Consider the following 20,283-nt stretch of genomic DNA (forward strand, 5'->3'; position numbering starts at 1 on the left):
AAGGACTCCCCATGCCTGCTCCCTCTGCCACCCCGGCCCGCGTCATCGTCTTCGGTGCCACAGGCTCGATCGGCCGCCTCGCCGTCGATGAGCTTCTGGCCCGCGGCCACGGGGTCACCGCCTTCGCCCGCCACCCCGAAACGCTGGCCCGTCAGGATCCGAAACTGCATCTGCACGCCGGAGACGTATTGGACCCCGAGGCCGTTGCCCGCGCCATGGAAGGCCAGCAGGCGGTGGTGATCACGCTCGGCGCCGGGCGCAGCCTGCGCTCGCGGGTGCGCTCTGAAGGCACCCTGGTGATCATCCGTGCCATGCAGGCGCGCGGCATCCGCCGCCTGGTCTGCCAATCGACCCTCGGCGCCCACGAAAGCTGGTCGAACCTGAACTTCTACTGGAAACGCATCATGTTCGGAGGCCTCCTGCGCGCCGTCTTCCGCGACCACGAGCGGCAAGAGGACATGGTCCGCGCCTCGGGGCTCGACTGGACCATCGTCCGCCCCTCGGCCTTCATCGAAGGCCCCGCCGATGCCGCCTACCTCGAGGATGTGCCGCCGCGCCGCCGGGGCCTTGCCCTGACCATCCCCCGCGCCGTCATCGCCCGTTTCCTCGGGCGCCAGCCCGGCGAGGCCCGCTACCTGGGCCGTGCCGTCGGCATCAGCCAGTGAGGATCAGCCCATGCTCATCCCCCTCGCCACCGGCATTGCCTCTCTCCTCGTCTCGGGCGTCTTCCTCAGCTTTTCGGACTTCATCATGCGCGGCTTCCTGCAGGCCCCCGACCGCGCAGGCGCGGCGGCGATGCAGGGGCTGAACCGCACCGTCTACCGCTCGCTCTTCATGGTGCTGCTGATCGGCCTGGTGCCGCTCTCGGCCCTGCTGGCACTGGCGGGGATCATGGGCCTGCTGCCCGGCACCCCGCTGCTGGTGCTGGCAGCATTGCTCTACCTGGGCGGCGTCATGGCGGTGACAGGGCGCGGCAACGTGCCAATGAACCAACACCTCGACGGGCTCTCGCCCGAGGCGCCCGAGACCCGCATCTACTGGCAGCGCTACGCCCGCGTCTGGACGCGGCTCAACCACATCCGCACCGCCTCCAGCTTCGCCGCCGGCCTGCTATGGATCGCCGCAGCCCTGCCGCCCGCACCCTGATCATCACCAGGCTGAAAATACTCCGGGGGTGAATTGGGCCCGGAACGGGCACAAGAGGGGGCAGCGCCCCCTGCCCCCTTCGCCAAAGAAAAACGCGCCCGGAGGACCGGGCGCGTTCGCATTCACGTGGCAGGCAGGCTCAGAGCTTGCCGATCGAGAAGAACATCGTCTCGCCCGAGTGGTCATCCACACCGTCATTGTCGGTCGAGATCCAGGCGGTGCCGTCCTCCATGATGGCCAGCCCCTCGACCTTGTCGATAACATAGCCGCCAGTCGCCTTGAGGTCGGGGAGCAGGTCGCGGACCTCTTCCTTGGCGACCACCGGCAGTTCGCCGTCCAGCGGCGCGGGCACCATCTGCGCGGCGGGGATGCGATAGACCTTCTTGGTCACCGCCGCATCGCCGATCTGGTTGTCGCGCTCGATTACGTAGAACCAGTCGCCATGGGCCACGATCTCGGAAAGACCCACCCAGCCGGTGGCAGGTTCGGCCTTCTCGTAGAGCACGGCGCCCCAGGTCCCGGTCTCGGTGTTGTAGGCCACCAGCTTGACGTGGTTCCTGGGATCGTCCTTCCACTCACGCTGCACGGCCATCCACAGGGTATCTCCGACCCGGGTGATGCCCTCGAAGCCAAAGCGCTTCTCCACCGCCATCAGCTCGGCCGGCAGACCCACCTCGTCCTCGATCTCGCCATCGGCACCGACGTGATAGAGCGCATGGGGCACGACCCGGTCGGTACGACCTTCCGAGGCGATCCAGAAACCGCCCTCTCCATCCAGGGTGATGCCTTCCATGTCCAGCTTCTGCGCCGGCTGACCGGCGCGGGTGACGCGGATCACCTCGACGATGCGGGCCGGGGTCTGGCTGGGGTCGATCCTGAAGATCGAGGGCTGCATGGCATAGAAGCTGTCGTTCACGGCCCAGATGAATTCGCCGTCGGCCACCATGCCGGAGTTCGCACCCCAGCCGACCGGCTTGCCATTCTCGGAAAGCCCGGCAGAGGTCAGCATCGGGTAGCTGGCCGGCGCCTGCTGGTACTCGAAGATCATCACATGGGCGCGCACGCCGCCATCCTCGACCAGGTCTTCCTCGTTGGCCGAAACCAGGAGGTTGCGCTCGGGGATGGTCACATAGCCCTCCGGTCCGATGCCCGAGGGCAGCAGCTGGGTCAGCACCGGCGCGGTCGGGTCGGTGACATCGTAGACCCCGACGATCGAGGACCGCTCGGCGCCGACGAAGACCATGGGCGTGCCGGCAAAACTGCCGAAGGTCACCGACTCGGGCTCGACGCCCTTGTTACCCGAACGCTTCTCGGGATAGTGGCCCGCCTCGATCACGGCGTATTCGAAGGACACGCCGCTTTCGTAGACGACAGAGCCATCCTTGGCGAAGATCGTCCACCCGCGCGAGCCGCCGTCCATGTCGCCCTCGTTGGCGATGGCGAAGTGATCGTCGTCGATCCACTTGACCGCATCGGGTTCCCGCAGGCGACCGGGCTGGGAGGCGTTGAAGGTCAGCGCCCTTTCCTCGTCCACGTCGATGCCGTCAAGGTCGACAGCCCCGGCAGAGAAGTGGTTCAGGATCTCGCCGTCCCGGTCGACGATGATCAGGTGGTTGTTCTCCTGCAGCGTGATCACGGTCTCGCCCAGGGCATTGATGTCGACGAACTCGGGCTCGGGATCTTCCGGCGCGATCTCGGCCAGGCCGGTCAGCACGACGTGCTTCAGGCTCGCGCAGTCCAGCGCCATGCCGTCGGTGCCGACCATGACCAGATCGCCCGCGGGCATCTGGCCCACGCGGCCATCGCCCAGGTCCTCGTCCCGCTCGTTCTCGATGGCGACCGTGATGAAGTCACCTTCCCCGGAGACGGCGATACTGTCGGGCTGGCCGCCCAGGTCGCATGCGCCGGAGATCTCGCGCGTGGCGATATCGACGCTCACCAGCTTGCCCGAAGGCTGGGTGTAGCTTTCAGAGGTATTGACGCCGACAAAGGCGGTCTGCCCGATGATGGCGACCGAGGTCGGCTCTCCGCCTAGGGCGACATTGCCAAGGGGTGCGGGGTTCGCCGGATCGGTGATGTCGATCAGCCCGAGGCTTTCCAGCGGGCTGTCGGTATAGGCCAGGGTCATGCCGTCGGCGGTGGCGGCAATGATCTCGGCAGAGGTGGTGCGGGACGTATCCTCGCCCTCGGCCATGTTCAGCGGCGTCGGGAAGCTGGCGATACGGTTGAAGTTCATCTCGGCGCTCGCCATGCCGGCCGTCAGGGCCAGCAGCGAGGTCAGAGCGGTCACGCGAATAGGCATGTCTTTCCCCCTACGGTTGGATACCGCAGAGGTGCCTGTGTCCTGTAACGGGGAGATTGCAGATATGTGTCACCGGCGCGAAATACGCGCCGGGCTACTCGGCCTCGCGCGTCGCCGCCTCGCCCAGCAACTCGCCCGAGGCGTTGAGCTCTGCCATGACACCCATCAGCTTGGACAGGGAGCGGTAGAAGCTGCGCCGTTCGGCGGCGGTCAGCCTTTCCAGCAGGTATTGCTGCCGGGCCCGGCCCACGCGCAGCACTTCGCGGCCCACGGCCAAGCCTTCCTCGGTCAGCTCGAAGATGGCGCGGCGGGCATCCTTGGGATCGGTCGCCTTGCGCATGTAGCGGCGTTCCACCAGCGAGGCCGCGGCGCGGCTGATCTGCGCCCCGTCCAGCAGCAGCTTCTCGCAGATCTCGCCGTAGGACAGCGGCTCGCTGTCGACGAGACGGGTCAGCACCCGGCCCTCGGCAAGGGTCAGGTCGAAATGACGGGCATTGTACTTGGAGATATTGCGGTTGAACTCTCCCGAGAGCATGCCGATGCGATATGTGAGGTATTCCTCATGATCCATCAGCGTGTAGTCGGGGCCGCCGTTCTCGTCCAGGAAGGCAGGCATCTGCCAATAGGGTTGGCTCTTGGGCATGATCAGGCTCTAAAAGGATTGGTCTTGGCGACGTTAGGCAAAATTCGTTGATCCGTCAAACAATCTACCCCTGTCGCCGCGAAGGCAATCCGCAAATGCCATCCATTTGAGCACGTTCTACCTTGAGGGTATTCACTGTGGCCCGAGAGCCGCAGGATGAAGACCGGACGGGGGCCATGTGAAGGCGGCAAGCAGCCGGGGCCGCGCCCCGCTTGCGGGCCCCCAAAGCGCCGCCTGGCGCCCTTTAGCCGGTTTGCGCGGGACGATGCAAGAGCGCACGCAGAAGTGCGCCGGGATCGGGGCGCGACAGCGGCTCCGGCGGCTCATCCGGCAGGCGGTCGTCGAACTGCACGCCGTAGCGCTCGGCCAGCCTTGCGTTGCCCTGCGCCACCTCGGCCAGCAGGCGGGCGCGCAGGGCGCCGCCCAGACCATGCCGGCGCCGGTCGCCGCGAAGGCTCCAGGTGACGAAGGGGACGAGGCGGCTCAGGCCATGGCGATTGAGCAGGGCACAGAGCGCAGCCGAGTTCATCGAGGGCGAGAGGTTGGCCATGCGCTTCGGCCCCGCCGTGAAGGGCAGGCCCGCGGCCTCGAGAAACTGCGCCACCGCGCCGCCATCAAGCCCCGGATCATAGGCACGTGCCTCGATCCGGGCGAAGCCGGACCAGAAATCGAGGATACGGTCGTATTCCCGCCGCCGCCGGTGCCAGTCCCGGTCCACGAACTCCGCCAGATAGAGCCCGGTCTGCCCCTGTTTGCACAGCTGGTTCCAGTGGCTCTCCATCAGGTAGTCCTGCCGCCTGAGCAGGGCCACCACGGTGATCTCGTAGTGCCGCGCCAGCTGACGCATCGGCGCGAAGGCGCGGTAGCAGGGCAGCGAGAGCCCCTCCTCCGAGAGCACCAGGTGCGGCAGGCCCGAGCGCGCGTGATCGCGGCGGATCGCCTGCAACTCCTCGGCGGCGCGACCCTCGGCGAGGGCGCGGTAGAGGCTAGTATGCTTGGGAATCTCGGGATGCGGCGGGCGGGTGGTGGCGCCGTAGTGGAAGCCCGCGCGGGCCAGCGCCGGCCCTTCGCGCGCCAGCCAGCCCTGGATCGCCGTGGTGCCCGTCTTGTGGGTGCCGATGTGCAGGATCAACCGTTGCATGGGGGGCGCGGCGCCTCCTCTGGTTGCAGGGGCCCGTTGTCGACCGTGAAGCGCTGATCGCGCATCAGCGCCGCGCGCCAGCGTCGCGGCAGCGCATTGAGCAGCGCCAGCGCCAGGGCGGCCCGGCGTGGAAAGACCAGCCGCGACCGCCCCCGCGCCACGGCCCGCAGGATGCGCTCTGCCGCCTGCTCGACCGGGACGATCATCGGCAGCGGCTTGGCCTCTTGCGTCACCTGCTGCGCGGCCTGCCGGGTTTCCACATGGCCGGGCTCGACCAGCAGCACCGAGACACCGCTGCCCGCCAGCTCTGTCCGCAGCGCCGCGGCATAGTTGGAGAGCCCGGCCTTGGCCGCTGAATAGGCCGCCGCATCCGGCAGAGGATCGCGCGCGGCCAGCGAACTGATCAGCACGATCCGCCCCTGCCCCGCCTGCCGCATCCGCACCGCCGCCGCCTCGGCCAGGGCGATGGCGCCGGTCAGGTTTACCTCGATCACCCGGCGGGAGACCGCCTCGGGCACCGGCTGCCCTGCGGCGGGGCGGCCACCGAAGAGGCCCATGGCAATGATCAGAAGCTCGGGCGGGTTGTCGCGGCTGATCGCCTGCAGCCAGTCGGCGGCGGCACCGGGCCGGGACAGGTCCCCGGCCCGGCACGAGACCTCTGCCCCGCGCCGCCGCAGATCCTGCGCCGTCCGCTCCAACTGCCCTGCCACCCGTGCCGCCAGGGCGATCTGGCGCCCCGGAGCGGCCAGGGCGCGGGCCAGCGCGGCGCCGATGCCCCGGCTGCCCCCGGCGATGGCGATCTTGCGATAGGGCAACCCATGCTCAGACATCCATCGGCACCCCCAGGGCCCGCCCCCGCGCCAGCCTGGGCGGCACCGGATCGAAGAGCCCCGCCGGATCGGCCCCCAGGATGCGATCGGCCATGGCGGTGACGGCTGCACGCTGGCCCTCTTCCCCGTAGAAGTCGCCACGCACATGCAGATGCGCTGCAAGCACCCGGATCACCGCATCCAGCAGACGCGGGTCGGGCGGCTCGGGCGCCTGCCAGAAGCGGTCGAGCCCGCCCTGGTGGGTCAGCCCCGCCATGTCGTAGATCGCCACCCCCGCCACCAGCACCGGGCAGCGCCGAGACAGCGCCATCAGCCCGGCGGTGGAGTTCACCGTCACCAGCCCCCGCGCGCGCAAGGCCCAATCCTCCAACCGGCCGCCATCCAGCACGTGGACCCGCCCGCTCAGCCCCAGCCTGCGGGCACTGCGCGCCAGGAAGCGGCGCCAGGGCACGAGGCCGTTGTCATGGGGGTGCAGCTTGACCACCAGCTGCGCCTCGGGCGAGGCGCTGCCCGCGAAAGAGCGCAGGACCTGCCCCAGGAACTGCCGCTGATCGCGGAACGGGGAATTCGCGCGGATCTGGTAATCCCCCTGCATCTGCAACGCGACGAGGTAATAGGGCAGCCCGCGCGCCCTGAGCCGCCGCGCCAGCGCCTCTGCCTGGGCCACGCCGCGCGCCGCCCGCCGGTGGCGCGGCAGGTAGGACAGATACTCCACCACCGGGTTGTCGGGCCGGTCCCGCTGGAACCGAGGATAAAGCAGCGCCAACAGGTAATTGCTCAGGTGGTAGGTGACATCGCCCGAGGTCTCGCGCTCGGGCGGGAAGGCGTAGCGGCGGGCAAGATCCGGCCGGGGCAGATCACGCGCGGCGGCCAGCAACCTGCCGGGATCGCAGGTCAGCAGGGAATAGAGGCTCTGCCCGCCCGGCTCCGAGACGATCCAGTCGGGGCGCAGGTAGCCGTATTCGTAGGATAACGCCCGGATTCCAAGGCGTTCGGCCACCTGCCGGGCGGCGGCGTGATAGGGGATGCGATCGCCGAAATAGACGATGTCGGTGATGCCCTCGGCCCGGATCAGACGGTCCAGCCAAAGCGGCCAGGCGGCGAGGCTGCCGCGGTAGCTGCGCGTGCCCGGCCCGTGCCAGAAAAGCCAGTCGCCAATACAGAGGTTGACCCGCAGCACCCCGGCGCCCCGCGCGACAAGCTCGCGCCCCAGGGCGCGGGCGAACCCCGAAGGAGGCCCCTGCAGAAAGAGCACCTTGGTGGCGTTGGCCGGGCGGGGGAAGGAATGCAAACATGTCATGATCCGCCCTCCCCGCAGCGGGGAGCGCCCCTGCAAGGGAGCCCGCGCCATGCCCGATTTCCTGCGCGCCCGCCGTGACCGGCGCAGGCCTTTGACCAGGCTGGGATATCACCTGCTCGACCTCGCCTCATACGAAAGCGCCTACCTGCTGGGCCCGGCGCGGCGCGAGCTGTTCTTCAACTCGGGCTATCTGCCGCTGGCCAGGGACTTCCTGGTCCCGCCCGAGATGGAGGCCGAAGCCCATGCGGCGATGATGTATCACTTCGTCGCCCGCTGCCTTCCCGCCGAGGCGGGCCTCAAGCTTTCGCCGCGCCGCATCGCCGATATCGGCTGCGGACCGGGCGGCGGGCTGGCCTATATGGCAACGCTCTACCCCCGCGCGGCGCTCTGCGGCACCGAACGGGCCTGGGCGGGCCGGCGACTGGCACGTCAGCATGTGCCCAGGGCGCAGATCCTCGGGGCCAAGGCCCCCCTGCCCGGCCCCTGCGACCTGATCACCGGGGTCGGCACGCCCACCTACATCGGCCTCGCGGCCTTCCTGGCACGCTTCGCGCCTCAGCTCAGCCCCGGAGGCGTGATCTCGATCTCGGGCGGCTACCGGCAGGGCGATCACGCAGCCCTGCGCAGGGAGCTGGAGCAGGCGGCCCGGGCCCAGCAGCTGCGCCTGCTTGACTACCGCGATATCGCGGCCGCCACCCGTGCCGCGCTCGAGGCCGACATCCCGCGCCGCGAGGCCGCGCTGGCGCAGCTTCCGGCACCCTTCAGGCCCTATGCCAGGAGATGGGCGGATCTGCCGGGCACACCGGAATACGAGGAATATCAACGCGGTGAGCGCTGCGATTTCGCGGCGGTGCTGCAGGCCGCAACGGATCGGCGTGACTGACGCCCCGCTCATTGCGCGAACCTCTCGTCCCAGGCCCTGCGGCTGGCGTGGCGCATCGCCTCCGCCTGCCAGCGCCGTGCCGCGCGGCGGTGCAGGCAGAGGAACCTGAGCCAGAGCCAGAGCGCCCGCGCCACGCCGCGCCAGAGCCTGAGCCTGTCCGGCGACAGCTCCAGACAGTCCTGCCCCTCCATGTCGCGGCGGCGCAGGTAGGCACCGGGCGGGACGCTGGCGGGGTTGATCTCATAGAGCGAAAGGCTGTGCGCCGGGGGATCCTTTCGGGCGACCAGGGTGATCTGCACCAGCCGGTAGATGAAATACGCCACCCGCCGCCAGAGCCCCGCCGGCATCGGGGTCATGGGGCGCGGTCCGGGCGGCGCGGCGCGGCCCTGGATGCCATCTTCCCGTGCGAAGCGATCCAGCACCTCCCGATGCAGCTCTGCCGGCGGGCGAGCCAGCACCGCATCGGGGCCTGCAAGGTAGTCCTCTGCCGCCGCCTCGACCGCGCGGGCCATGCGGTATTGATGGCAGATCAGCCGCGCGATGAGCGCGCCCAGCACATCCACCGGACGCGGCGGCCGCGCCAGCTGCGGATAGAGCGCCGCGTTGATCAGCAGGTTGCGGTAGTCGTAGTAGGTCAGCCAGGGCTGGGCCTTGGCGGCGAAGGCATCGTGCCAGACGCCGCAACCGGGCAGCGGCAGGCTCTCTACCCCCTGCGCCCCGAGCCTGCAGCCGAACTCTATGTCATCGCCACGGATGAAGAGCGGCAGCGGCAGGCCCGCGCGGCGCAGCGCCGCCAGCGGCACGGCACAGTACCACCAGCCGTTGTAATGGGCAGGCTCCACCCGGTCGAAAAGCCCCAGCGTCTGCGGACGCACCAGGCTGCGCCCCATGCCGTAGGAGTTCACATGCCAGCCCGGCCGCACCCGTGCGCCGGCCTCGTGCAACACCCGCGGCCGCTCGGTCTCGAGCATGGCGCCGCCGAGGGCCGCGCTGTCGCCGGTATAGGCAAGCGCGTCGCAGAGCCTTCTGATCATGCGTGGATCCAGCAGGATGTCGTCGTCCATCAGCAGGTGATGGCTGGGCTCTGCCGCGCTGGTGGCGGCCTCGGCGAGGCCACGGGTGAAACCTCCGGCACCGCCGAGGTTGGGCTGGTCGATGAGCCGCGCGCCAAGGCTTTCCAGCGCCCGCTGCGTCGCTTCGCCCGAAAGCGCCGCGCCCTGGTTCACCACGATCACGTCGGCCAGCTCCGGCAGGCTGCGGCGGATCGAGGCCAGGGCCTGCAGGGTCCGGCAGAGCTGCGGCTCGCGGTTGAAGGTGCAGATCCCGATCGACAGCCGCACCGGGTCGGGGTCGGTCCCGGTGACGAAGGCCCCGTGCAGGATCTGGCAGGGCGAGAGACATTCGACCACCAGCGCCAGGTGCCCGGTCTCTCCGGTCTCCTTCAGCGGCAGCACGAAGGTCTCTCCGGCACCTTCCAGCTCTTGCAGGGTCAGCAGGCGCGGTGGCCGGTCGGCGCGGCGCAGCTCGACCAGCACCCGCGCCCGCCCGTTCAGCGCCAGCCGCAGCGCAAGATCCGCGACCCGCGAATGGGGCAGCCAGAAACCGAGATAGAGCGCGTTGAACCAGGTGCCGAAATCAAGCCGCGTCCCGGCGGCGCAATAGAGGATGCCCCCGGCCTGGCGTGGCGGCGGATCGGCCCTGAGATAGAGATCCTCGGGCCGGTCGGAGGCCGGAAAAAGCAGCTCCTGCAGGCGGTAGGTTGGCTCGTTGGGAAAGATACCGGGGACGTTCATGGGTCATGCACGAAGGCAGGCGCCTTCCCTCCCTGGGCCCAGGTCCTGTTCAGCACGCGGGCGGTTTCCAAAGCGCGGCCGATGGCGCGGTCCATGTCGAGATAGGCATAGGTGCCGAGCCGCCCGACGAAGGTCACCCCCGAGGTGGCCTTCGCCCGCTCGACGTATTGCGAGAGCCGCTTGCGGTCGTTCAGCAGCCGCAGCGGGTAATAGGGCGTGTCCCCCGGCCCCGCGTCGCGGCTGTATTCGCGGAAACACAGGCTGCGGTCCGGCGCCGCCTCGGCCCAGGGGGCGAAATGGCGGTGCTCGGTCACGCGAGTATGGGGCGTCTCCTCGTCGCAATAGTTCATCACCGCGATGCCCTGGACATCGCCGCAGGGCGCCTCGATCCGCTCGAAATCAAGCGTCCGGTAGCCCAGGGGCCCCAGGTCCCGGTCGAAGTAGCGATCGAGCGGGCCGGTGTAGATCAGATGATCAACCCCCTCGGGCGGCGCCCCCTCGAAGGCGGTGCCCAGACGCAGCTCGACGCGGTCGGCGGCAAGGATCGCCTTCACCATCTCGGTATAGCCCCGGCGCGGAATGGCCTGGTGCGGATGGTCGAAATAGCCGTCGTCATAGTCGAAACGCAGTGGCAGCCGCTTGAGGATCGAGGCGGGCAGCTCCGCCGGCTCGACCCCCCATTGCTTGCGCGTGTAGCCGCGCAGGAAGGTGGCGTAGATCTTCTCTCCGACAAAGCGCAGGGCCTGATCCTCGAAGCTTTGCGGCTCTTCGATGTCACTGGCGCATTGGCCGGCGATGAAGGCGCGCGCCTCCTGCGGAGACATCTGCCGCCCGAAGAGCTGGTTGATCGTGTGCAGGTTGATCGGCAGGGAGTAGACCTGCCCGCCGGCCATGGCCTTCACCCGGTGGCGAAAGGGCATCATCTCGGCAAAGCGGGTGACATAGGCCCAGACCTCTTCATCCGCCGTATGAAAGATATGGGGGCCGTATTCATGCACCATGATGCCGGTGGCCGGGTCCTGCGCGGTGTGGCAATTGCCGGCGACATGGCGGCGCTCGTCCTGCACGATGACGCTGTGCCCGGCCCCGGCCAGCTCGCGCGCCAGCACCGCGCCCGAGATCCCTGCCCCGACGATCAGGATGCGCTTCGGCGGCGCCTGGCCCAGGCTTGCGTCCATCTCAGCCCCCCGCCCGCTGGGCCGCACCAAGGAGCCGGGTGAAACCCTCGGCCTCGAGCTGATCGAGGCAATCGCGCGTGGCCTCCAGCGCCCTGTCGATATCCTCGGGCCGGTGATCGGAGGAGAGGAAGAAGCGCAGCCGCGCGCTGCCCATGGGCACGCCGGGGAAGGTCACCGGGGCCACGTTGACGCCCGCCGCCAACAGGCGCTCCGAGAGCTTGGTGGCAAGCGCGCTGTCCCCGATCATCACCGGCAACACGCCCGAGCCAACCGCCGCGCCGCAGTCGAGCCCGAGGTCGCGCGCCTTCTCAAGGAAATGCGCCCCGAGCGTCTGCAGCTGTGCCGCGCGTCCCGGCTCGCGCGCGAGTAGGCGCAACGCCTCTGCCGCCGAGGCCGCCAGACAGGGCGGCAGGGCGACCGAGAAGACATGCCCCGGCGCACGGGCCTTCAGGTAACGGATCAAATCCTTGCTGCCCGCCACGTAACCACCTGTGGAGGCAAGGGTCTTCGACAGGGTCCCCATCCAGATATCGACCTCTGCGGGGTCGATGCCGAAATGCTCGAAAACGCCCCGGCCGCTGGCCCCCACGGGGCCCAGGGCATGGGCCTCGTCCACCATCAGCCAGGCGTCGTAGCGGTCGCGCAGGGCCAGCAGGCGCGGCAGGTCCGGCAGGTCGCCATCCATGGAATAGAGCCCCTCGACCACGATCAGCACATGCCGATGCAGGGGGCGGTGGTTCTCGAGGATGCGTTCCAGCGCGTCCATGTCGTTGTGGGGAAAGCTGCGCCGCGCCGCCGCCGACAGCGCCATGCCGGTGCTGACCGAATTGTGCACGAAGGCATCCGAGAGCACCAGGTCGCGCTCTTCCATCAGCGTCGGGATCAGGCTGACATTGGTGGCATGGCCGCTGACGAAGCTCAGCGCCGCCTCGCAGTGATAGTGCCGGGCCAGGGCCTCTTCCAGCGCCAGGTGCACCGGCCTCGTCCCCGACACCATGCGGCTGCCCGAGGCCGAGACCCCGTAGCGCTCGAGCGCAGACATGGCCGCCTGGCGGGGCCTTGGGTCGGCGTTCAGACCGAGGTAGTCGTAGGAGCCGAAGTTCAGCACCTCGGCGCCCGCGATTTGGCTGCGGCTTTGCGCATGGCCCTCGTGCAGGCGGAAGTAGGGCGAGCCAAGGCCAATGGCCGCGCCGGCCTGCTCCAGCATCTGCAACTGGCGAAACCCCTCGAGCTCTTTCAGCCCCTGGGGCCGGGGGCCCGAGACCTCAGCCTTGCGCGGCCGTTCGGGAACTCTGGCCGTGTCGCGCACATCATGCGGGGCCGGCGCGGGCTCTTCCAGCGCCTGCCGCGCCGCCGCCAGCGCCGCGCCGCGCATCTTGGGATCAAGTCCACGCCTGTGGGGGGCTGCTCTCATTCCGCGGCCTCCATCTTGCCGTCACCCGCCTTCGCTCCGGCCAACTGGCCGGGCGGGGCCGGTTCCGTCCCGCCGGACACCAGGTGCTGGGAGGCCAGGTCCGCCAGCGCATGGCCACGTCCGCCCCCCTGGATATGGGCCACCATCCTGGCCGCGATCTCCTCCATGCTCTGGGCATCAGAGATCGCCATCAGCGGGATGTCATCGCCAAGTGCCTGCTGCGCGGCAAGGCCCAGCTCGACCCCCATCAGGCTGTCGACACCGAACTCCGACACCGGGCGGCTGGCGGAAAGCGAGGCCTCGGGGACCCGCAGGATGCGCGCGATCTCGCGCCCGAGGAAGGCCGTCAGGCGCTTGACCGCAGCCTCGGGGGAGAGCGCGGTGATGGCCTCTCGCAGGTCGTCGCCCTCGGCCCCTTCACCCGCCTGCCGGCCAAGCGCCTGCAGGATGCCGAAGGTCGGTGCCCTGAGCAGCCGCAAGCTTTGCGCCGGCGCGGCCCAGGACATCGGCGAAACCCAGATCACCGGGTCGCGGGTGATCTGCTGCGCGGGCTCCAGCAACTGGTCAAGCGCGCGCAGGGCCTGGCGGACGCCGAACTCGACCCCGCCGCCGAAGCGCTTCAGAAGCTGGGCCGTCTCGCGGTCGCGGGTCAGGTAGCCCGCATCGGTGATCGCCCCCCAGCCCACGGCAAGGGCCGGCAACCCCTGCGCATGTCGGCGCCGGACCAGCGCCTCGGCCCAGGCATTGGCGGCGACATAGGCGCCCTGCCCGTGATTGCCGATCAGCGTCGCCATCGAGGTGAAGACGACGAAATTGCGCAGCGAATCCTGCCGCGTCTCGAGATCGAGGTTCTCTGTCCCGGTGATCTTCGCGGCCATCACCTGGGCCAGCGCCGCCTCGGAGAGATCGGCCAGGCGCATGTCCTTGAGAACCATGGCACTATTGACCACCAGCGAGAGAGGCCCCCAGCTTCGCAGCTCGGCCAGGGCGGTGTGCAGGGCGGCGCGGTCGGTGATGTCGCACGAGAGATGGCGGATCTCGGCGCCCCGGTCGCGGGCCCGCGTCATGGCCTCTCGCATCTCGGCACCGGGCACCGCAGAGCGGCCCATGACCGCGAGCTTGCGCGCGCCGTTGCGCACCAACCTGTCGGCGAGCTCCAGCCCCAGCCCACCGCCGCCGCCGGCGATCAGCGTGACGCTCTCGGCATCGCAGCGGTAGATCGGCGGGACCTCGGGGCGGGCCCGCGTGGGCGTCCGGGGCGGATGCAGCACCACCTTGCCGATATGGCCCGAGCGCTGCATCAGTCGGAACGCCTCTTGCGCCTCCTCGCCGGGGAAGGCCCTGTATGGCAGCGGCGAGAGCGCCGCCTCGCGGATCAGCCCCATGACCTCGGCAAAGAGGCTGCGGGCGAGCTCGGGGCGCGCCACCAGCAGGCGGTCGATGTCGACGCCGTGGTAGGCGATATTCTCTTTCAGCGGACGCAGGCCGACGCCGGTATTGGCGTAGAAATCGACCTTGCCCAGCTCGAGGAAGCGCCCGAAGGGGTTGAGCAGCGCCAGGCTGCGCTCCATCGCCTCGCCCGCCAGCGCGTTCAGCACCAGGTCGACGCCCCCCGCCAGGCTCGGGATCTCCTCGGCGAAGCGCAGATCGCGGGAGGAATGGACATGGTCCACCCCGAGGGCGCGCAGGTAGGCGCGCTTGGCCTCGGTCCCGGCAGTGGCGATCACCTTCGCGCCGCGCCATTGGGCGATCTGCACCGCCGCAAACCCGACACCGCCCGCGGCGCCATGGATCAGCACCGTCTCACCGGGCTGCAATTGTCCCAGGTGCTGCAGAGCATACCAGGCGGTGAAGAAGGCCACGGGCATCGTCGCCCCGGCCTCTGCCGAGATCCCCTCAGGCAGCGGCGCGACCCATTCCGCGCCGGTTGTCATGTGGCTCGAGAGGCAGGAGGGGCCGAAACTTGCCACCAGCTGCCCTGGCTGCAACCCCTCGACGCCCTCGCCCAGAGCCTCGATCCGGCCGGCGCATTCCAGCCCCAGGGTCGGCCCCGCGAAGCCACCGTCCAAGGCCTCCTCCGGCAAGAGCCCCATGGACCACATCACGTCGCGGTAGTTCAGCCCCACGGCCTCGACCTTCAGCCGCACCTCGCCCGGCCCCGGTTCGGGCAAGGCGGCGCTGCGCCATGCCAGCCGGTCGAGCCCCCCCGCCGGGTCCGGCATCAGGCGAAGCGCGGGGGTCAGCGGAGGCGGCGCGTCGCCCCCCATCCGCACCCGCAACGCAGCAAAGGTGCCATCCTGAAGAACCAGCTCGGTCTCGTCCGTGCCCCTGGCCACGAGCTCCAGCAGCATCGGCAGGCTGTCCTTCGCAGGCGCGGCGCCGCAATCCACCGCATGGATGCGGCAGGCGGGATATTCGTTCTTGGCCGTCCGGGCGAGGGCCCAGAGGGCGGCCTGCGCCGGGTCGGGGGCGGGCAGGCCCGCAGCGGCCGCCCCCTGCGGGGCAATCAGCCAGATCTCCCGCCCACCCTCGGCCTCTGCGTCACGCAAGATCTTGGCAAATTGCAGAATACGGGCCCGCAATGCTTCCGGATCGGCCTCGGGCCGGGCAACGAGGAAGAGGGCGTCTTCGGTCTCGACCTGTCCAAGCGCGGCGCAGTATTCGCTCTCGCCCAGAGCGGACCAGAGCCTGTCGCAAAGGTCCGGGGCGGCATCAGTTGGTGACACCTCTTCCGGCTCCGCCGGTTTGGCGTGGATCAGCAGGGAGCCGCCCCCGCCCCGCGGCATGGCCTCCACCCTGAAAGGCTCGGCACCGGCGGCGATGGCAGCCTCCTGCAGGCCCTCGGCGGCTTGCAGACGCGGCGGATGTATCGCCTCGGGGTCGGTTTCTCGCGCCTGTTCGCCAGCGAGGCGCAGGAGCGCGACATGGGGCCGGGGCGCCTGTTCGGAAAGCAGGAGTAGCGCCCCCGGTCGCATCGCGGCACGCAGTCCGGCGAGCCGTTCGGAAGAGACCACGGGGCGCAGGCCAGAGCCGCAGCCCAGGATCATGTCGAAGCCGCCCGAGGCCTTCAGATGAGACGAGGCCAGCCGTCCGATACCCCCCGCCAGTGGTGGTGGCACCGGGGCGTCGCAGGTGTCATCAAGGCACCAGAGCTCGGCCTTGGGCAAGGCGTTTCGCAGATGCGACAGCACCAGGGGGGCGCTTTCGGACACATCCAGCAGGCGCGGCGGAGAGGCCGCGTCGGGCCAGTCGCCCAGCAAGGCCATGGTGCGACCGGCCAGGGCCCTGGCGCGAGCCTGCAGCAGGGGCGATCCCTGCGTGAGCCCCTGTAGCACCCCGCGACCGAAGAGCTGCTCTTCCGACGGCAGGTCGGCCCGGCCCGCGAGGACATCAGGCAGCACCTCTGCCAGCCGCGCCAGCGCCGCGCATTCCGCGACAAGAGAGGGGTACTCCGCAGAGATCCCGGCGAGCAGCGCGTCGGCCTCGGGCAACTCAGCGGGGGGCCGCGCGGCCCCCATGGCGTCAGCGCTGCTCGCTGGCAGCAATGGCGTCAGGCAGGCGGCACGCTCGGGACGGGCGGCATCGCCTGCCTCGGCCATGGCATCCATGGCGATCCTCCGGGCCAGGGCGTCCAGCAGCAGAGCCGGTTCCTCCAGAGGGTCGCCGCCGGTTTCGGCGGCCATGTCAGGCAGTTCGCCCCAGGGCGCTCGGGGCGTGGACCGGGGCAGTGGCACGCAGTCCATCCCGAAGGCATGGGCGCTGAAATCCACCGGTTGGATCAGCCGCAGGGCGCGCATTTCGACCCCGTGCAGCGTCGCCGTGGCCTCTCCCCCTTCGTCGTAAAGGGTGACCTCGGCGCGCAGGCTGCGCTCGCCGCGCCGGGTCAGGGTGATGCGACCGGACATGACCTTGGCACCGGGACGCAGCAGGGTCAGTCTGGCCACGCGCACCGGCACGAAGCCAAGGCCGAGATCGGCATAGCGGCTCTGGTCGAGCGCGGCGATCAGCCCGTGCAGCACAGCATCGGTGGACACCGGGTCAAGCAGGTAGTCCCGGGGTACGTAGCCCTCGGGCCGGGCCTCCTGCAGCAGCACCTCGATCACCTCCTCCGAGGGCCGGCGGAAATGCGAGAGGTTGCGGAAACCGGGACCGTAGGACAGCCCGATCTCTTCGGCCTGGCGGTAGACCTGGTGCGCCTGACCGTCGCCGGGCAGGACGTCGGGGTCCGGCGCGGGGGCGACCTCGGCCAGATCCGGCTCAGCCCGCGCTACCCGGCCCGAGGCATGCAGTCGCCAGGCCTCACGGCTCCAGCGCGGGCGAGAGGAGACACGCAGGCGCCGCTCGGGCCCCGAAAGCTCGACCCGTGTTTCCGACAGGCTGCGCGGCGGCAGCGGCAGGGCGGAAAGCATGTCGAAGTCCAGCAGCGCGATCTCCCTTGTCCCGAGGCCCCGCTCTGCGGCCGCAAGGGCCATCTCGACCAGCGCCGTGCCGGGCAAAAGCACCTGGCCGCCCACCCGGTGATCGGCAAAGACCGACTGCAGGTCCGGATCCATCTCGTTCTGCCATTGATGCGCATCGGCGGCGCTTTCGATGCCCAGCAGCGGGTGGTAGCCCTGCCGCCCGCTGGTCCGCATCAGGGGCTCTGTCCGGGTGGCATCGAAGCGCTTCAGCTGCCAGGGGTAATGGCCAAGCTCGCGCGCGGGCCCTTCGGGCCTGGGCGCCAGCTTGCCCCGGTCCATCGCCGCGCCATGGACCAGCAGGCGCGCCTGCAACCTCTCGATCGGGTCGGGCGAGGCCGGGTCCCTGCGGCTGAGGCCGGGCAGGATCAGTCCGCCACGGGCCTCTTTCAGCACGTCGCGCGCGTAGCCTGCAAGCACCGGGTCCGGGCCGATTTCCAGGAAAAGCTCCCGCCCCTCCGCCGCCATTGCCGCCATCGCGCGGTGGAAGAGCACCGGCTGGCGCATGTTGCGCCACCAGTAGAAGCTGTCCAGATCGCCCCCGGCCACGCGCCCGCCGGTGACGGAAGAATGGAAGGGCAGCGCCTCCGGCCCCGGTTTCAGCACGCCGAGCCTGTCGAAAAGCGCCTCGCGCAGGCTTTCCTGCATGGAGGAATGGAAAGGATAGTCGACGCGGATCGGCACGCAGGCCAGCCGCAACACCTTGCGGGCATGACGGGTGAAGGCCTCGAGCGCCTCGCGCGGACCGACAAGCGACACCGAGCGGGGACTGTTCTCTGCGGCGATCTCGATCTGCGGGTCGCCGTAGTCGGCAAGCGCAGCCCGCGCCTCTTCGGCGCCCAGTTGCAGGGCCGCCATGGTGCCCCGCCCGGCCAGGGCCTGTTGCACCATCGAGCGCGCCTCGATGAGCCGCACCGCCTGGTCGAGATCCAGCGCCCCGCAGGTGAGCGCGGCGGCGACCTCTCCGGCGCTGTGACCCAGGACCGCGGCGGGCTGCACGCCCGCGGCCATGAGCGCACGTGCGGTGGCGGCCTGATCGGCAAAGAGCAGCGGCTGCGAGACCGGCGCCTGCTTAAGCTCGGTGGCCAGGTCAGGGGCGTTCAGCTTCTCGACCAGCGACCAGCCGCTGCGCCTTTGCCAGGCGCGATCAATACGGTCGTATTCCGCTCGGAAGGCGGGGCTGCCTTCATAGGCGGCAAGGCTCATGCCCGCGTATTGGGCGCCGTTGCCGGAAAAGAGAAAGACCGGCGGAGCGTTCCTCAGCGTGGCATGGGCGGTCTCCAGCGCCGGGTGGCTCTTGCCGGCGCGGAAGGCCGCATGGGCGGCACGGGCCATCTCCGCGTCGCGGCTGAGGATCGCGGCACGCACGGGGTGCAGGTCGCGCAGGTGCAGGGCCTCGTCATGCAGGCGCCGGTTCTGCGCACCATCCGGGCCATGCGCTCTGGAAAGGCTCTCTTCGAGGCTCTGTTGCAGCGCCTCGCGACAGAAGGCAGAGGCCAGAAGCACCGGGCGCGCGTCGTCCCCTGTCTGGGCCTCGGGCAGGGGATCGGTTAGGGGATCGGGCGGATCGGCGGCGATCACCGCATGGGCATTGGCCCCGCCGAAGCCGAAGGAACTGACACCGGCGAGCCGGCCCTCTCCCAGCTCGACCGCCTCGTTCGCAACCGAGAGATTGAGGCTGTCGAAGGCAATCGCAGGGTTGGGCCGCGCCGCGTGCAGGCTGGGCGGAAGACGCTTCTTTTCGAGCGCGATCAGGGATTTGAGCAGACCCGCGCTGCCCGCTGCCGGCTCCAGGTGACCGATGTTGCTCTTGACCGATCCGATGGGCAGGGGCTGGCTGCGACGCTGGCCAAGGGCACGCCCCAGGGCGCCGGCCTCGACCGGGTCCCCGACGGCGGTGCCGGTGCCATGGGCCTCGACGAAGGCCAGCGCATCGGGGTCGATCCCGGCGCGCTGGTAGGCGCTTTGCAGTAGCGAGAATTGCGCCGCCTCGGACGGCAAGGCGATATTCACCGTCCTGCCGCTGGTATTCGTCTCGACATGCAGCAACCGGCCTCGGTGGCGCGGAGACAGCCGCCGCCCCGCCTCGTCGCGCACCAGCACGAAGGCCACCGCGCCCTCGCCCCGCACATAGCCATCCGCCCCGGCACCGAAGGCCTGGCAGAGCCCCGTCGGAGAGAGCATCCGCGCGGCGGCGAACCCCACGAACTGGTTGGGGATCAGCAGCGCGTTAGTGGCGCCGACCACGGCGATCTCGACCTCCTCCCGCTCCAGAGCCTGCAGCGCCGCCGAGAGCGCGAAGAGAGACGAGGAGCAGGCCGTGTCGATGGTCATCGAGGGCCCGTGCCAGTCGAATATGTGGCTGACCCTATTGGCAATCACCGCCAGGGAAGAGCCGCTCATGATGTAGCTGTCCGCCGCCTGCGGATCATGGGACAGCCCGGTGCCGTAGTCCATCAGCGAGGCGCCGGCGAAGACGCCGATATCCCTGCCCGCGAGCTCCGATGGCTTCAGGCAGGCGTCTTCCAGTGCCTCCCAGACCACCTGCAGGAAGAGCCGCTGCTGCGGATCCATATAGAGCGCCTCGCGCGGAGAGATGCCAAAGACCGCCGGATCGAACTGGTCGATCCCGTCGATCACACCCGCCGCGAAGCTGTAGGTCCGACCCGGCGTGCCCGGTACCGGGTGGAAGAAGGGCGCATGGCGCCAGCGCGTCTCCGGGATCTCGGTCACCGCCGAACGCCCGGCATAGAGCAGCTCCTCGAAGGCCTCGACGTTCGGGGCCATGGGCAATCGGCAGGCGCGGCCGGCGAATCTGATCATCGTTCCCCCTGACCCTCGGCGCCAGCCAGGTGGCCCGCCGGAAGCGCAAGAAATACAGGAGAGACGCCGCCCTGTCGGTCGCAGGTCACCACGCGATTTCCCGGCCTTGACCGGGGCAGAGCAGCCTCTCGTCGCGGCGCTAGAAAATCCGGGGGGACTTAAGAAACGGTTTATGCGCGCCATGTGGCATGCGCCCAGGGCGTCCAGACCACGTATGCGCCGCCCTGAGGGGCCCAAGGTACCCACGAAAGTTGATTACTTCCAGCATCTTACGACCTGCCCTGCGACCTTTTGGCATATCGGGCAGTGCACCTGCGGCAGGCGGTCTCGGTCACGCCGCGGCGGGGACAACGGAAAGTTAACACTCAGACCG

At 69.6% G+C, this 20,283-nt stretch carries 12 protein-coding genes; 3 read left to right on the forward strand and 9 right to left on the reverse strand.

The genetic code is table 11. The features are described 5' to 3' along the window. Window positions 1–11: 11 nt before the first annotated feature. Complete coding sequence (locus CRO50_RS14555; RefSeq protein WP_097146639.1) at window positions 12–665, forward strand: NAD(P)-dependent oxidoreductase; 654 nt, start codon at window positions 12–14, stop codon at window positions 663–665. Between the two features lie 10 nt (window positions 666–675). Next, a complete protein-coding gene (locus tag CRO50_RS14560) occupies window positions 676–1,146 on the forward strand; it encodes an anthrone oxygenase family protein (RefSeq protein WP_097146640.1) in 471 nt (156 codons plus the stop codon). A gap of 139 nt (window positions 1,147–1,285) precedes the next feature. Here CRO50_RS14560 and CRO50_RS14565 read toward each other — a convergent pair whose 3' ends face one another. The 5 genes from CRO50_RS14565 to CRO50_RS14585 form a co-directional block, all read right to left on the reverse strand. Continuing rightward, window positions 1,286–3,448 (reverse strand): esterase-like activity of phytase family protein, encoded by a 2,163-nt coding sequence (locus CRO50_RS14565; protein WP_097146641.1) that lies wholly within the window; start codon window positions 3,446–3,448, stop codon window positions 1,286–1,288. A 94-nt stretch (window positions 3,449–3,542) separates the two neighbouring features. Then, window positions 3,543–4,091: a MarR family winged helix-turn-helix transcriptional regulator gene (locus CRO50_RS14570; RefSeq protein ID WP_097146642.1), complete on the reverse strand. Its 549-nt coding sequence runs from the start codon at window positions 4,089–4,091 to the stop codon at window positions 3,543–3,545. A gap of 244 nt (window positions 4,092–4,335) precedes the next feature. After that, entirely contained in the window at window positions 4,336–5,232 is an 897-nt protein-coding gene (locus tag CRO50_RS14575) for a hypothetical protein (RefSeq protein WP_143516933.1), read from the reverse strand. Next, on the reverse strand, window positions 5,220–6,062 hold the full coding sequence (locus CRO50_RS14580; protein ID WP_157791711.1) for an SDR family NAD(P)-dependent oxidoreductase: 843 nt from the start codon (window positions 6,060–6,062) through the stop codon (window positions 5,220–5,222). Before CRO50_RS14580 ends, CRO50_RS14575 begins: the two co-directional genes overlap by 13 nt. Continuing rightward, on the reverse strand, window positions 6,055–7,362 hold the full coding sequence (locus tag CRO50_RS14585; RefSeq protein WP_157791710.1) for a capsule biosynthesis protein: 1,308 nt from the start codon (window positions 7,360–7,362) through the stop codon (window positions 6,055–6,057). Before CRO50_RS14585 ends, CRO50_RS14580 begins: the two co-directional genes overlap by 8 nt. A 49-nt stretch (window positions 7,363–7,411) precedes the next feature. On the opposite strand from CRO50_RS14585, the gene CRO50_RS14590 reads away from it, so the two are divergent. Then, window positions 7,412–8,245, forward strand: a complete 834-nt coding sequence (locus tag CRO50_RS14590) for a class I SAM-dependent methyltransferase (RefSeq protein ID WP_097146646.1) — start codon at window positions 7,412–7,414, stop codon at window positions 8,243–8,245. 8 nt (window positions 8,246–8,253) lie between these two features. On the opposite strand, the gene CRO50_RS14595 is transcribed toward CRO50_RS14590, so the two are convergent. From CRO50_RS14595 to CRO50_RS14610, 4 genes are read right to left on the reverse strand one after another with little or no spacing between them, the layout of a single operon-like run. Further along, on the reverse strand, window positions 8,254–10,038 hold the full coding sequence (locus CRO50_RS14595) for a glycosyltransferase (protein WP_097146647.1): 1,785 nt from the start codon (window positions 10,036–10,038) through the stop codon (window positions 8,254–8,256). Beyond that, complete coding sequence (locus tag CRO50_RS14600) at window positions 10,035–11,216, reverse strand: UDP-galactopyranose/dTDP-fucopyranose mutase family protein (RefSeq protein ID WP_097146648.1); 1,182 nt, start codon at window positions 11,214–11,216, stop codon at window positions 10,035–10,037. Before CRO50_RS14600 ends, CRO50_RS14595 begins: the two co-directional genes overlap by 4 nt. 1 nt (window position 11,217) lies before the next feature. Next, window positions 11,218–12,630 carry an aminotransferase class I/II-fold pyridoxal phosphate-dependent enzyme gene (locus tag CRO50_RS14605; RefSeq protein WP_198431778.1) on the reverse strand — a complete coding sequence of 471 codons (1,413 nt, stop codon included), beginning with the start codon at window positions 12,628–12,630 and terminating at the stop codon, window positions 11,218–11,220. After that, a complete protein-coding gene (locus CRO50_RS14610; protein ID WP_179747295.1) occupies window positions 12,627–19,910 on the reverse strand; it encodes a type I polyketide synthase in 7,284 nt (2,427 codons plus the stop codon). The genes CRO50_RS14605 and CRO50_RS14610 overlap by 4 nt, the downstream gene beginning before the upstream one ends. Window positions 19,911–20,283 lie beyond the last annotated feature (373 nt).

This window comes from Pseudooceanicola antarcticus (genome assembly GCF_900215355.1).
GTDB lineage: Bacteria > Pseudomonadota > Alphaproteobacteria > Rhodobacterales > Rhodobacteraceae > Pseudooceanicola > Pseudooceanicola antarcticus.

Bases quoted from the DNA above. Each gene is read 5' to 3' on its own strand.
- CRO50_RS14555 (WP_097146639.1), top strand. From the start codon at position 12: ATGCCTGCTCCCTCTGCCACCCCGGCCCGCGTCATCGTCTTCGGTGCC.
- CRO50_RS14560 (WP_097146640.1), top strand. From the start codon at position 676: ATGCTCATCCCCCTCGCCACCGGCATTGCCTCTCTCCTCGTCTCGGGC.
- CRO50_RS14565 (WP_097146641.1), bottom strand. From the start codon at position 3,448: ATGCCTATTCGCGTGACCGCTCTGACCTCGCTGCTGGCCCTGACGGCC.
- CRO50_RS14570 (WP_097146642.1), bottom strand. From the start codon at position 4,091: ATGCCCAAGAGCCAACCCTATTGGCAGATGCCTGCCTTCCTGGACGAG.
- CRO50_RS14575 (WP_143516933.1), bottom strand. From the start codon at position 5,232: ATGCAACGGTTGATCCTGCACATCGGCACCCACAAGACGGGCACCACG.
- CRO50_RS14580 (WP_157791711.1), bottom strand. From the start codon at position 6,062: ATGTCTGAGCATGGGTTGCCCTATCGCAAGATCGCCATCGCCGGGGGC.
- CRO50_RS14585 (WP_157791710.1), bottom strand. From the start codon at position 7,362: ATGACATGTTTGCATTCCTTCCCCCGCCCGGCCAACGCCACCAAGGTG.
- CRO50_RS14590 (WP_097146646.1), top strand. From the start codon at position 7,412: ATGCCCGATTTCCTGCGCGCCCGCCGTGACCGGCGCAGGCCTTTGACC.
- CRO50_RS14595 (WP_097146647.1), bottom strand. From the start codon at position 10,038: ATGAACGTCCCCGGTATCTTTCCCAACGAGCCAACCTACCGCCTGCAG.
- CRO50_RS14600 (WP_097146648.1), bottom strand. From the start codon at position 11,216: ATGGACGCAAGCCTGGGCCAGGCGCCGCCGAAGCGCATCCTGATCGTC.
- CRO50_RS14605 (WP_198431778.1), bottom strand. From the start codon at position 12,630: ATGAGAGCAGCCCCCCACAGGCGTGGACTTGATCCCAAGATGCGCGGC.
- CRO50_RS14610 (WP_179747295.1), bottom strand. From the start codon at position 19,910: ATGATCAGATTCGCCGGCCGCGCCTGCCGATTGCCCATGGCCCCGAAC.